Source organism: Neorhizobium sp. P1_A6 (assembly GCF_056406795.1).
On the sequence record NZ_JBFTZM010000002.1, the window covers coordinates 251,421 to 263,579 of the forward strand.

12 protein-coding genes are annotated in these 12,159 nt (G+C 61.7%); 7 read left to right on the forward strand and 5 right to left on the reverse strand.

Features of this window, described 5'->3' with window-relative positions; genetic code table 11:
* The first annotated feature begins 63 nt into the window (after nt 1-63).
* Nucleotides 64-354: a hypothetical protein gene (locus AC1D3C_RS05315; protein WP_477482128.1), complete on the forward strand. Its 291-nt coding sequence runs from the start codon at nt 64-66 to the stop codon at nt 352-354.
* A 23-nt stretch (nt 355-377) separates the two neighbouring features.
* Here AC1D3C_RS05315 and AC1D3C_RS05320 read toward each other — a convergent pair whose 3' ends face one another.
* Genes AC1D3C_RS05320 through AC1D3C_RS05335 form a run of 4 tightly spaced genes read right to left on the reverse strand, consistent with a single transcriptional unit; the run spans nt 378 to nt 3,005 of the window.
* Nucleotides 378-1,259 carry an SMP-30/gluconolactonase/LRE family protein gene (locus AC1D3C_RS05320; protein ID WP_477482129.1) on the reverse strand — a complete coding sequence of 294 codons (882 nt, stop codon included), beginning with the start codon at nt 1,257-1,259 and terminating at the stop codon, nt 378-380.
* Nucleotides 1,256-2,086 carry an NAD-dependent epimerase/dehydratase family protein gene (locus tag AC1D3C_RS05325; protein WP_477482130.1) on the reverse strand — a complete coding sequence of 277 codons (831 nt, stop codon included), beginning with the start codon at nt 2,084-2,086 and terminating at the stop codon, nt 1,256-1,258. Before AC1D3C_RS05325 ends, AC1D3C_RS05320 begins: the two co-directional genes overlap by 4 nt.
* Nucleotides 2,087-2,109: 23 nt before the next feature.
* Nucleotides 2,110-2,844: a FadR/GntR family transcriptional regulator gene (locus AC1D3C_RS05330; protein ID WP_040125121.1), complete on the reverse strand. Its 735-nt coding sequence runs from the start codon at nt 2,842-2,844 to the stop codon at nt 2,110-2,112.
* A complete protein-coding gene (locus AC1D3C_RS05335; RefSeq protein WP_157885318.1) occupies nt 2,844-3,005 on the reverse strand; it encodes a hypothetical protein in 162 nt (53 codons plus the stop codon). The genes AC1D3C_RS05330 and AC1D3C_RS05335 overlap by 1 nt, the downstream gene beginning before the upstream one ends.
* A 194-nt stretch (nt 3,006-3,199) precedes the next feature.
* On the opposite strand from AC1D3C_RS05335, the gene AC1D3C_RS05340 reads away from it, so the two are divergent.
* The 6 genes from AC1D3C_RS05340 (at nt 3,200) to AC1D3C_RS05365 (ending at nt 10,705) form a co-directional block, all read left to right on the forward strand.
* Nucleotides 3,200-5,149, forward strand: coding sequence for an ABC transporter substrate-binding protein (locus tag AC1D3C_RS05340; RefSeq protein WP_247035094.1), 1,950 nt, complete (start codon nt 3,200-3,202; stop codon nt 5,147-5,149).
* Nucleotides 5,150-5,279: 130 nt separating this feature from the next.
* The gene (locus tag AC1D3C_RS05345) at nt 5,280-6,266 is read left to right on the forward strand and encodes an ABC transporter permease (protein ID WP_040125117.1); all 987 of its coding nucleotides are present in this window, start codon (nt 5,280-5,282) and stop codon (nt 6,264-6,266) included.
* Nucleotides 6,267-6,276: 10 nt separating this feature from the next.
* Nucleotides 6,277-7,398, forward strand: coding sequence for an ABC transporter permease (locus AC1D3C_RS05350; protein ID WP_477482131.1), 1,122 nt, complete (start codon nt 6,277-6,279; stop codon nt 7,396-7,398).
* Nucleotides 7,399-7,405: 7 nt separating this feature from the next.
* Entirely contained in the window at nt 7,406-9,148 is a 1,743-nt protein-coding gene (locus tag AC1D3C_RS05355) for an ABC transporter ATP-binding protein (protein WP_040125112.1), read from the forward strand.
* A complete protein-coding gene (locus AC1D3C_RS05360; protein WP_247136451.1) occupies nt 9,145-10,356 on the forward strand; it encodes a mandelate racemase/muconate lactonizing enzyme family protein in 1,212 nt (403 codons plus the stop codon). Before AC1D3C_RS05355 ends, AC1D3C_RS05360 begins: the two co-directional genes overlap by 4 nt.
* 127 nt (nt 10,357-10,483) lie before the next feature.
* Nucleotides 10,484-10,705 (forward strand): hypothetical protein, encoded by a 222-nt coding sequence (locus AC1D3C_RS05365; protein ID WP_477482132.1) that lies wholly within the window; start codon nt 10,484-10,486, stop codon nt 10,703-10,705.
* A 100-nt stretch (nt 10,706-10,805) separates the two neighbouring features.
* On the opposite strand, the gene AC1D3C_RS05370 is transcribed toward AC1D3C_RS05365, so the two are convergent.
* Nucleotides 10,806-12,152, reverse strand: a complete 1,347-nt coding sequence (locus AC1D3C_RS05370; protein ID WP_408962363.1) for a dicarboxylate/amino acid:cation symporter — start codon at nt 12,150-12,152, stop codon at nt 10,806-10,808.
* Between the last annotated feature and the right edge of the window lie 7 nt (nt 12,153-12,159).

The window sequence follows — 12,159 nt, forward strand, 5'->3', positions numbered from 1 at the left end:
CATCGCCAGCCGAGGCTCTCATGAGCTCGTCACCGTCACATTGGCTTTTGAGTGGGTGGCAAAATGGAAGCACAACAAGAAACGATCCGTGATCTCGACGTCGAGGAGCGCGAGGAGATTTCCATCAACCTTGCGCAGGCTCTCCAAGGAACGGCGCGGGAGGCCTGGGCCGAGGGCAACAGGCATTTCGCGATGCTGTCAAACAATATGGCAGAGGCAATCCGGACGAATGCCGATGAGCTCGCGCGTGATGATCCTGAGGGCGCAGAGCGCGTGCTCAAGCAGGCAAAGGCGATGATTTCGCAGTTCAATGCCCAACACCCCTATAGAATGTTAAGCATGGCCGTCCATTGAGCGTGCCGCGATCGGCGACGGGTTCAAATCCTGAAACGGTGGACGGGTGTGCCGCGCACGCCGGCTTCGAAGGCGAAGAGCGTTCCGGGTTCGAACGTGCCGTTGTTGTCGGTGGAGAGGGTGGTGACGTAGATCGTTGCGAGATCCGGCCCGCCGAAACAGGGCATGGTCGGTGATTTCGCCGGCATTTTGTAGATCTCGACGACCTCGCCCTCCGGCGACAGCCGGTTGACGCCGCCCGAGAGGATGCCGGCGATCCAGTAGAAACCATTCGCATCCATGGCGGCGCCATCCGGCCGGCCTTCTTCCGGGGCGAAATCGTGCAGCCGGCGAGGGGGACCGGTGACGCCCTTCTGCGGATCGAAATCGAAGACCTGGGCAAAAAGGCCGCTGCTGTCCGAGTGATACATGGTTCGGCCGTCCGGGCTCCAAGCAAGGCCATTGGAGGTCAGCAGCCCGCCATCGATGATCGTGGTGAAGGAGCCGTCGGGCATGACGCGATAGAGGCGGGCATTGCCGGTCTGCGGGATAGCCTCGTCACGGGTGCCGACCCAGAAGCAGCCGTCGGGGCCGACCTTGCCGTCATTGAGCCGGCTGTCGGGGCGCCCGCCGTCGGGATTGCAGAGCAGCTTCATCGTCCCGGTTTTCGGGTTCAGGAGGTGAACGCCGTTTTCGAGCGCTACGGCGATATCGCCGCTTTCGCAGAGCGCCAGGCAGCCGATCTTGTGCGGCATGTCGTACCGGTCGACCTGTCCGTTGGCGTGCAGGCAGATCGCTGCCGGCGCCAGGATGTCGACCAGCCAGAGATCTCCGGTGCGGTCGTCCCAAGTGGGCGATTCGCCGACCTTCAGCGGAAAGTCGATGACCCGTCGCACCTTCGGGGTGATGATGTCCGGTTTGCTCATGCCCCAGCCTTTCCAGGAACGATCAGGCCGTTTCTGTCGCGCTGCCTGACTTGTCCGTCGTGTTCGGTTTCGCAGAAGCTGCCGCCCTGAAAGAATGCGGCTACTGCACTTTCGGCTATCTGCTCGATACGCAGGTGATCGCGACTATGGTCCTGCGGGCGATAACCGAGGCGCTCGGCAGTTTCGTCGCGCCACCAGCCGGAATCGTTGCGCGAAACGCCGTAGACGACAGCGGCAGCGATTTCCGGGTGGGTAAGGCCGATCCAGACGAGCTGGTAGAGGTCGCGAGGGCTGATCCAGATGGCAGCCGTGCGTTCGCTGTTCGGATAGGCGGCAGCGTTGCCGATGCGGATCGACAGTGTCGAGATGCCGGCCTTGTCGTAATAAAAACCCGCGACCATCTCGCCCCAGCATTTTGACAGGCCGTAACGCGTGTCGGGGCGGGGAACATCGAACGGGGTAATCGTTTCGGACCGCGGATAAAAGCCAGTCGCGTGATTGCTGGAGGCAAAAACAACGCGGTTCACGCCGGTTGCGCGCGCTGCATCGTAGAGATTGTAGGTACCGAGGATATTTGTCTGCAACATGTCGTCGATGCCTGCCTCGTTAGGCAGACCGCCAAGATGGATGACACCGTCCATCCCGTCGAGGGCGGCGCGCATCGCATCTGCATCCGCGAGATTGCCTTCGAAAAAACTTTCACTCGATGCAAGCTCTTTCGCCGGTCTGACATCGATCAGCCTGATATGCTGCACGACAGGGCGCAGAAAATCCCTGAGCTGCGTGGCAATGCGGCCCGCCCCGCCGGTTATTGCGATCCGTTTCACAATGCGTCTCCCTGCGGCCGCCATCAGGCGTCGATAGATTGAGCCTCGACGCCTTGGAACATGCGGGCGCGCGCATTCAGGATATGCGTTTTCATGGCGTTGTGCGCATCCGTTTCCCGACGGGCGAGGATGGCTTCCACGATTGCCGCATGTTCGTCCTGCACATGGCGGACATGCAGCGGCGTCCGCTTGAGGCTGAGGCTACGCGTCACCGACATGCCGATCGAAAAATGCGGCTTGAACCACTCCCGGACGATCGTGTGGAACTGGTTGCCGGTCGCCATGGCGATGGCATCATGCAGCCTTTGATCCTCCTCGGCACCCAGTTCTCCGACCTCCAGACAGTGCTCGAGTGCCGCGAGCGCCGCCATGATGCGGACCTTGTCATTAACCTGCCAGTTGCGCGCCGCGAGTGCCGCGGCTTCCGCCTCGAGGCCTGCCCGGAACTCAAAAAACCGCTGCACGTCGGCCAGTGAACCGACCGGGACCTGGTTGAGGACTGAAGAGTCCGGCCGCTGCCGCACGTAGGAACCGGAGCCTTTGCGCGAGACGATCAACTGGTCGGCACGAAGACGCTCCAGGGCCTCGCGCACGACCGGCCGTGACGCGCCGAACATCACGGAGAGATTGGGCTCCGACGGAAGCCTTTCATTGACTGGAAAGCGGCCATCAGCAATCATTTCCACGATCCTCTCGTAGATGATGTCGCTGAAGCGAGGCTCGGCCTTGGCTGCCGCTATCACGCCGGCCTGGTTCATCAACGTCCCTTTTCACGTCCCCATTCGGGGAACTCGGGCTGCGCTTCCTTTTCCGGAGAATAGAGACCAGAAATCCTGCGGCCCGCCGTGAGCCTTTGATCGACGAAGGCTTCCTCCGCCACGTCTTGAGGATTGGCCACGTCTTGAGGATTGTAAGTCATGCGTCTCCTCCCGTTCGGCATGCTTTTGGGAGGTAGGACTATTGAGCCTGTCAAAATCTGTCAATACTTGTAATCATCTGAAAACCGGTTATGGTCCCGTTTGCCGATGGGATGGAGGTCCATGGCGGTCTGTTGGCTGGGAACCCGGCCAGATCGCCAACCAGGTCGGCACGGTCTGAATTGGGAGGAGATCTATGCGCGACGATGAAATCATGTCTTCCGGCGTAACCCGCCGGACATTCCTGGCGGGTGTCAGCGGGGCAGTGGCCCTGTCCATGGCGGGCGGCAGCGCGAGCGCTGCCGGGGCCAAGGAAGCACCGCAACTGGCAGCCCTGGTGAAGGACGGAAAGCTTCCGCCGCTGGCCGAACGGCTGCCGCAAACCCCCATGGTGGTGAAGCCCTGGGAAAAGATCGGCACGTATGGCGGCACGTTGCGGCGCGGCCTGCGCGGCTCGTCCGACCACAACGGCATCCTGCGCATGGTCGGCAACCAGGGCCTTGTCCGCTGGAATATGGACTTTACCGCAGTCCTGCCGAACCTTGCCGAGAAGTGGGAAGTCAATGCCGACGCCTCGCAATTCACCTTTCATCTGCTGAAGGGTGCGAAATGGTCGGACGGTCATCCGTTCACGGCCGACGACGTGGTGTTCGCGATCGAGGATGTCGTCAAGAACAAGGAGCTTTACAGCTCCACGCCGGCCCAGCTTGCCGTCGCCGGCAAGCCGGTGATCGTCGAGAAAATTGACGACTACACCGTCAAGTTCACCTTCGCTGCCGCCAACGCGCTCTATCTGGAAAACCTGGCGACCCCGCTCGGTCAGCATCCGACGCTGTTTGCCAAGCACTACTGCAGCAAGTTCCTTCCGAAATATAACCCGAATCTCGATGCGGACGCGAAGGCGGCCGGAGCGGCAGGATGGACGGAACTTTTCCGTTCCAAGTGCGGCGATATCGAAATCCCTTCTCGCTGGTCGAATGTCGAAAAGCCGACAATGGATCCCTGGGTCGTCAAGGAGCCCTATTCGGGCGGTGCAACCCGCGTCGTCATGACCCGCAATCCCTACTTCTGGCAGGTCGATACGGAAGGCAACCAGCTTCCCTATATCGACGAGTTGAATTTCGGCATCTCTCAGGACGTCGAATCCCTGATGCTGAACGTCATCTCCGGCAAGATCGACATCCAGGAGCGCCATATCAGCGTGCTCGCCAACAAGCCGACCCTGTCGCAGAACATGAAGAAGGGCGACTATCGCCTGATGACGCTGGTGCCGTCCGCGGCACAGCAATGCTCGCTCTATCTGAACATGACCCACAAAGACCCGGTGTTGCGCAAGATCTTCGCCGACAAGTCCTTCCGTCAGGCTCTGTCGACGGGCATCAATCGCCAGGAAATCATCGACATCGTCTATTTCGGCCAGAGCGAAGGTTACCAGACCGGTCCGCGGCCCGGTCATCCCTGGTACCATGAGAAGCTTGCGCGCCAGTTCACCGAATACGCCCCGGACAAAGCCAATGCCCTCCTGGACAAGGCGGGCCTGGACAAGAAGAATGCCAACGGGATCCGCCTGCGGCCGGATGGCCAGCCGATCTTCTTTGCGGTGGACGTCATCCCGACGCTTTATCCGGACCTCGTGGATACGCTGGAACTGGTGAAGGCGCATTGGGCCAAGATCGGCATCGACATGAAGGTCAATACGATCGAGCGCGCGCTCTACTACACCCGCGGCGACGACAATGCGCACGACGCGCAGGTCTGGCCGGGCCCGGGCGGTCTCGATCCGATGCTCGATCCGCGCGACTACTTCGCGTTCCACCCACAGGGTTCGCGCTACGCGATCCCGTGGACGCTCTGGTACACGTCGAACGGCCAGAAGGGCGAGGAACCGCCGGAAAGCCAGAAGAAGCGTATGAAGCTCTTCGACGCCGCCCGCTCGACGGCCGATCTCGCCAAGCGCGGGGAAGTCATGAAGCAGATCTTCGATCTGGCTGCCGAGGACTTCGAAGTGATGGGGATCTGCCTTGCCGTCGGTGGCTTCGGCATCATCCGCAACAATCTGCGCAACGTGCCTGAGAAGGAGCCGGACAGCTGGTCCTGGCCGAATCCGGGTCCCGCTCTGCCACAGCAGTTCACCTTCACGAGCTGATCTGGGTTTATCTCGCCGGTGCCGCCGTCTGATCGGCGGCGGCACTCCTCCAGCCCCGTTGCATGGACGTTGAAGCGACAGCCTTTGGCCTCGCGTCGGCATGCCGTGCAATCCGTATTGCGAGCGTTCGATGCTGAAATTCATCGTCAAGCGACTTTTCTGGATGATCCCATCGCTGTTTGCGGTGAGTTTCCTGGCCTTCGTCCTGATCCAGCTCCCGCCCGGCGACTTCGTCACCACCTACATTGCCACTCTCGCGTCTTCCAACGAGGTAGTCGACCAGAATACTGCCGCGCAGCTGCGCGAGCGGTTCGGCCTCGACCAGCCGATGTTGATACAATATTTGAAATGGATCTGGGGCATCCTTACCCGCGGTGATTTCGGCATCTCGTTCGAGTGGCAACAGCCGGTCTCCGGTCTGATCTGGGAGCGCATGGCGCTCACTCTTGTGCTGGCCCTGGTCAGCCTGATCGCCACCTGGGCGCTGGCGCTGCCGATCGGCGTCTATTCCGCGGTCAAGAAATACTCGATCGGCGACTATGCCTTCACGGCCTTCACCTTCTTCGGCCTGTCTATCCCGTCCTTCCTGCTGGCGCTGGTGCTGATGTATGTCGCGGCGGTCGAATTCGGCGCGGACGTCGGTGGGCTTTTCTCTCCGGAATACGAGATGGCCTCCTGGAGCCTTGCCAAGATGTACGACCTGCTGACGCATCTGTGGCTGCCGGTTGCGATCCTGGCGATCTCATCTACCGCAAGCCTGATCCGCGTCATGCGCGCCAACATGCTGGACGAGTTGCCGAAGCCTTATGTGACGACGGCGCGTGCCAAGGGTCTTTCCGAGTTCCGGCTGCTGATCAAATATCCGCTGCGCATCGCACTCAACCCATTCATCTCGACGATCGCCTGGCTGCTGCCGAACCTGATTTCCGGCTCCGTCGTGGTTGCGATCGTCCTCAACCTGCCGACCGCCGCCCCGCTGCTCCTCCAGTCACTGATGGCGCAGGACATGTATCTCGCCGGCGCCTTCGTGCTTTTGATCTGCGCGCTCACCCTGATCGGCTCGCTGATCAGCGACATCCTGCTTGCGCTGGTCGATCCGCGCATTCGGCTAGAATAGGAGAACACCCATGGTCGATGTCTCCATCACCAATGTCAGGCCGGACCGCGCCGCCGTTGCCTCGCAATGGCAGCTCATCTGGTGGGCTTTCAAGCGGCATAAGCTCGCCATGGCGGCGCTCGTCGTCACGCTTGCCATGTATATCGTTGCGCTCGTACCGGGCTTCTTCGCGATCAACGACCCGTTCATGCAGAATGCCCGCTCGACGTTTCACCCGCCGCAGGGCCTTCACCTGTTCGATACCACCAACGGCTTCCAGATCGGACCGCATTATTATGGGATGAAACTGACGCGGGACCCGAACACGCTGGCAGCCGTCTTCGTGGAGGATACGGGCATGAAGGTGCCGATCGCCTTCTTTGGCCGAGGCTACACCTATTCGGTACTCGGTCTTTTCGACACCGACATTCACCTGATCGCCACCACCGACAAGAGCAAGCCGCTTTATCTGTTCGGCGCCGATCGCCTCGGCCGCGACGTCTATAGCCGCACGGTGCAAGGTGCCCAGATATCGCTGTCGATCGGTCTGGTCGGGGTCTTCCTGTCGCTGCTGCTCGGCATCGTTCTCGGCGGCATCTCCGGTTATTATGGCGGCCGGATCGATTTCGTCATGCAGCGCGTCATCGATTTCGTGCTGTCGCTGCCGACCATTCCGATCTGGCTGGCGCTGGCGGCCGCATTGCCGCAGGGCTGGCCGGCGACACTCCAGTACATGATGATCACCATCATCCTGTCGTTCACGGGCTGGGCGCAGCTTGCCCGCGTCGTGCGCGGCCGCTTTCTGTCGCTGCGCACCGAAGAGTTCGTCGCCGCAGCACGCCTCGACGGCGTCTCGGAAGGCCGCATCATCTTCCGCCACATGTTGCCGAGCTTCTCAAGCCACATCATCGCCTCGATGACTTTGGCGGTGCCTGCGATGATCCTCGCGGAGACCTCGCTGTCGTTCCTCGGTCTCGGCCTGCAGCCACCGACGATCTCCTGGGGCGTGCTGCTGCGTGAAGCGCAGAACATCCGCTCCATCGCCACCGCTCCATGGCTCTTCATGCCGGGGCTTGCGGTCGTCGTCGCCGTCATGGCGCTCAACCTCTTCGGCGACGGCCTGCGTGATGCGGCCGATCCCTACAACAAGTGAGGCGCCGATGACCGATGTCCTTTCCATCGTCCCCCGCCCCTCGATTGCAGCGGGCAAGCCGTTGCTCGAAGTCAAGAACCTGGTGACCGAGTTTGCGCTCCGCACCGGCGTCTTCAGGGCCGTGGATGATCTTTCCTTCTCGATCGAGCCTGGCAAAACGCTCTGCGTCGTCGGCGAGAGCGGATCGGGGAAATCCGTGACCGCGCGCTCGATCCTGCAGATCGTGGACTCGCCCGGCGAGATTGCCTCCGGATCGATTTTACTGCACCGCCCGGACGGCACGTCGCTCGACCTCGCCAAGCTCAACCCGCGCAGCCGGGCGATCCGTTCGGTGCGCGGCCGCGACATCGCGATGATCTTCCAGGAGCCGATGTCGTCGCTTTCGCCGGTGCACACGGTTGGCGACCAGATCACCGAAGTGCTGCGGTTGCACCTCAACATGAGCAAGGCGCAGGCAAGGACCGAGGCAATCTCGCTGCTGCGGCAGGTGGAGATACCCGATCCGGAAAAGGCGCTCGACCGCTACGCCTTCCAGTATTCCGGCGGCATGCGCCAGCGCGCCATGATCGCCATGGCGCTCGCCTGCAAGCCGCAGCTGCTGATTGCCGACGAGCCGACCACGGCGCTCGACGTGACGACCCAGGCCGAGATCCTCGACCTGATCAAACGGCTGCAGCAGTCGACCGGCATGGCCGTGCTGTTCATCACCCACGACATGGGCGTCGTCGCCCAGATCGCCGACGACGTGCTGGTCATGCATCATGGCGTCGCCAAGGAATACGGGCCAGTCGAGCAGATCTTCCATTCGCCGCAGGATCCTTACACGCGCATGCTGATCGGTTCGGTGCTGAAGCTGGAGCAGAAGGCCGAGATCAGGCTTGCCCGTCCGCCGCTCGACACGACAGCCGAGCCGATCCTCACCATCCGCAACCTCTCCATGCATTTCGGTGACATGAAGGCGCTGAACGACGTCTCGATCGCGCTGCTTCCCGGCGAGACGCTCGGCATCGTGGGAGAGAGCGGCTCCGGCAAGACGACGATGGGCCGCTCGATCATGCGTCTCTACGATCCGACGGGTGGCGAGATGCTTTATCGCCGAGCCGACGGCAAGGTCGTCGATCTTGCCAAACTCGAAGGTGCCGAGCTGAAGGCCGCGCGGCGCGAACTGCGCATGGTCTTCCAGGACCCGTTCGGGTCGCTCAATCCGCGCATGACCGTCGCGCAGGTGATCGGCGAACCCCTGCTGGTCAACGGCATCGCCCGTGGCAAGGAACTCGACGAGCGGGTCTGCCACCTGATGGATCAGGTCGGCCTCGATCCCGCCGGACGCGAGCGTTACCCGCATGCGTTTTCGGGCGGCCAGCGCCAGCGCATCGGCATCGCCCGGGCGATCACGCTGAACCCGCGCATCATCGTCGCCGACGAGGCGACCTCGGCGCTCGACGTTTCCGTGCGCTTCCAAGTGCTCGATCTTCTGATGCGGCTGCAGGACGAGCTTGGTCTCGCCTACATCTTCATCAGCCATGACATTGGGGTCATTCGTTACATGTGCGACCGGGTAGGCGTCATGTATCGCGGCAAGCTTGTCGAAGTGGGTGAGGCCGACAAGGTCTGCAACGCGCCGGATCACCCTTATACCCAAGCGCTCATCTCGGCCATTCCGCGACCGGATCCGCGCGACCGCGATCGCTCCAGGCGATTCCGCTATACCGAACCCAGCCAGGTCAAGAATGGGAGCACGGCAGGATGAAGATCACCGGTATTCGCACCTTCCTTATGCAGGTCGGCTCACCCGACCTTGAGGCGCGGCAGACAGTGCCGGTGCCAAAGTCGGCCCAGCCTTTCGGCGGAACCCGCAACTGGCTCTTCCTGAAAATCGATACCGACGAGGGCATTACCGGCATCGGCGAATGCTCCGGCTGGCCGCGTGTCGTCGAAACCGCGATCAAGGATCTCGCCCCGCTTCTGATCGGGGAAGATCCGACTCATATCGAAAAGCTGTGGCAAAAGATGGCGATCGCCATGATGGGCCACGGCATGCTCGGCACGGTCGGTGGCGGCGCTGCGACCGGCATCGACATGGCGCTGTGGGACATCAAGGGCAAGGTGCTGGGCGTGCCGGTATGGAACCTGCTCGGAGGCAAGCTGCGTGACCGAATTCCGATCTATTCGCATGCCAACACGGTCGAAAAGGCGCTTTCCCTCAAGAACCGCGGCATCAAGGCGCTCAAATGCGGCGGCGTTTCCGATCCGGTTCGCAAGGTCGCCATGCTGCGCGATGCCGTCGGCGACGAGATGGACATCGCGATCGATCTGCACGGCCCGCCGTGGATGACGCCGGCCGATGCCTGCCGCCTGGTGCGCAAGCTCGAACCCTACGAACTGCTTTGGGTTGAAGATCCGATCGCACCGGACAATGTCGAAGGGTACCGGCGTATCCGCGACGCGGCCCATATCCCGCTCGCAGCCGGCGAACGCACTGCGACCATCTTCGGCGAACGGCAACTGATCGAGGAAGAACTGGTCGACGTGATCCAGCCGGATACGGGACGCGCCGGCGGCATTACCCAGATGAAGAAGATCGCCGCGATGGCGGAAGCGCATCACATCCAGATGGCGCCGCATTCTGGCTCGCTCGGCCCGGTCGCGGAATATGCGGCACTTCATCTGCTCGCCTCGATCCCGAACGCACTCATCCTCGAACGGATCGACGACGACTGGGAGGGCCGTAAGCACACGATCGTGCCGCACCCTGTCCAGCAAGGCGGTTCGCTTGCGGTCCCGAATGGGCCGGGTCTCGGCTGCGATATCGACGAGGAATTCGTCGCCCGCTTCCCGAGCGACGGCAACGTTTCGATCCCGGTGCAGGAAAGCGGCGGCGCCTACGCGCCGGGGACTCACGGCGAACGCCTCTACGTGCAGACGCGCCTGTCGCGCCGGCATTACTTCAACACCTGAGGGCGGCCCAGCCATGAAAAATTGATCGGGACATCGTTCGCGGCGGCGATGAATATTGTGGGAATAGACGCTGTCCATCATTGCCGAGGCGATATAGGAAGGCTGCTCCAGCAACAGGCAGACCGCAATGGATAACTCGATCAAGATAGATAATCGCGGCGACTTCGGGCTGTGGGCTATCGAAGTGGCCAAGCAGATCGTCGCCGAAGAGGGTTTTGAACTGGCCAAGGCGTCACGAGACGGCACCGAGGACGAGGTCCGCGTCGCCGGCAATGCGCTGGGACAGGCGATCACCAATGCACTCATCGAGGTGTATGATGGTCTGCTCGAAGGCGTGCCTGAAGAGTAGTGCCCTCCTTATTCCGAGACAAGAGCACCTTGGTTCTGCGGAAACGGGAAAGGCCGCCGGCTGACCGGCGACCTTTTTCGGCTGCGATAGCAGCAGACGATTATTCAGCAGGCTGGGCTGAGGGTATCAGCACAGCGTTTTCGGCATCGACATTGCCCGCCATGGCGGCAGCGAACTGCGTCGGGTCCAGCTCATTTTCCCAGCGGGCGACGACGACGGTCGCGACCGCATTGCCGACCAGATTGGTGAGCGCCCGGCATTCCGACATGAAGCGATCGATGCCGAGGATCAGCGCCATGCCGGCGACCGGCACGGATGGGACCACCGAAAGGGTCGCCGCCAGGGTGATGAAGCCGGCTCCGGTAATGCCTGCAGCTCCCTTCGAGCTCAACATCGCGACAAGCAGCAGCAGGATCTGGTCGCCAAGCGTGATCGGCGTGTCGGTCGCCTGGGCAATGAAGAGCGCGGCCAGCGTCATGTAGATGTTGGTGCCGTCGAGATTGAAGGAATAGCCGGTCGGAATGACAAGACCGACCACCGAGCGTTTGCAACCGGCGCGTTCCATCTTTGCCATCAGGCCGGGCAATGCCGCTTCCGACGAGGACGTGCCGAGCACAAGAAGCAGTTCTTCCTTGATGTAGCGGATGAGCGAGATGATCGAAAAGCCGTTGTAACGTGCGACGGCGCCGAGGACGACCAGCACGAAGAGGAGCGAGGTGAGATAGAAAGTGCCGATCAGCATGGCAAGATTGGCAATCGAACCGATGCCGTATTTGCCGATGGTAAAGGCCATGGCGCCGAAGGCGCCGATCGGGGCAGCCTTCATCAGGATGGTCACGAGACGGAAGATCGGCGCGGTCAATGCCTGCAGGAAATCGAGGACCGGACGGCCGCGTTCGCCGACCATGCCAAGAGCGATGCCGAAGAGAACCGAGAAGAACAGCACCTGCAGGATATCGCCCTGTGCAAAGGCACCGACGATCGTATCCGGAATGATGTTCATCAAGAAGCCGGTGATCGTGGTGTCATGCGCCTTCGCCGTATAGGTCGCGACCGCCTTGGCGTCGAGCGTGGCCGGATCGATGTGCATGCCGGCACCCGGCTGAACGATATTCGAGACGAGCAGGCCAACGGCGAGCGCGAGCGTCGAAAACACCAGAAAGTAGATCATCGCCTTGCCGGCGACACGCCCCACCTTTTGCAGATCGGCCATGCCGGCAATGCCGGTTGCGACGGTCAGGAAGATCACCGGCGCGATGATCATCTTCACCAGCTTGATGAAGGCGTCGCCGAGCGGCTTCAGGGACGCGCCGGTATCCGGATAGAAGTGACCGAGCAGGATGCCGGCGGCGATCGCCACGAGAACCTGAAAGTAAAGGTGGCGGTAGAAAGGAAGCTTGCCGTGCGTTGGCGCATCGGAAATCGTTGCGTTCATCATATCCTCCATGGCGCCC

What these genes read in the sequence shown, in the direction of transcription:
- AC1D3C_RS05315 (WP_477482128.1), top strand. Translation starts at nt 64, where the DNA reads ATGGAAGCACAACAAGAAACGATCCGTGATCTCGACGTCGAGGAGCGC.
- AC1D3C_RS05320 (WP_477482129.1), bottom strand. Translation starts at nt 1,259, where the DNA reads ATGAGCAAACCGGACATCATCACCCCGAAGGTGCGACGGGTCATCGAC.
- AC1D3C_RS05330 (WP_040125121.1), bottom strand. Translation starts at nt 2,844, where the DNA reads ATGAACCAGGCCGGCGTGATAGCGGCAGCCAAGGCCGAGCCTCGCTTC.
- AC1D3C_RS05335 (WP_157885318.1), bottom strand. Translation starts at nt 3,005, where the DNA reads ATGACTTACAATCCTCAAGACGTGGCCAATCCTCAAGACGTGGCGGAG.
- AC1D3C_RS05340 (WP_247035094.1), top strand. Translation starts at nt 3,200, where the DNA reads ATGCGCGACGATGAAATCATGTCTTCCGGCGTAACCCGCCGGACATTC.
- AC1D3C_RS05345 (WP_040125117.1), top strand. Translation starts at nt 5,280, where the DNA reads ATGCTGAAATTCATCGTCAAGCGACTTTTCTGGATGATCCCATCGCTG.
- AC1D3C_RS05350 (WP_477482131.1), top strand. Translation starts at nt 6,277, where the DNA reads ATGGTCGATGTCTCCATCACCAATGTCAGGCCGGACCGCGCCGCCGTT.
- AC1D3C_RS05355 (WP_040125112.1), top strand. Translation starts at nt 7,406, where the DNA reads ATGACCGATGTCCTTTCCATCGTCCCCCGCCCCTCGATTGCAGCGGGC.
- AC1D3C_RS05360 (WP_247136451.1), top strand. Translation starts at nt 9,145, where the DNA reads ATGAAGATCACCGGTATTCGCACCTTCCTTATGCAGGTCGGCTCACCC.
- AC1D3C_RS05365 (WP_477482132.1), top strand. Translation starts at nt 10,484, where the DNA reads ATGGATAACTCGATCAAGATAGATAATCGCGGCGACTTCGGGCTGTGG.
- AC1D3C_RS05370 (WP_408962363.1), bottom strand. Translation starts at nt 12,152, where the DNA reads ATGGAGGATATGATGAACGCAACGATTTCCGATGCGCCAACGCACGGC.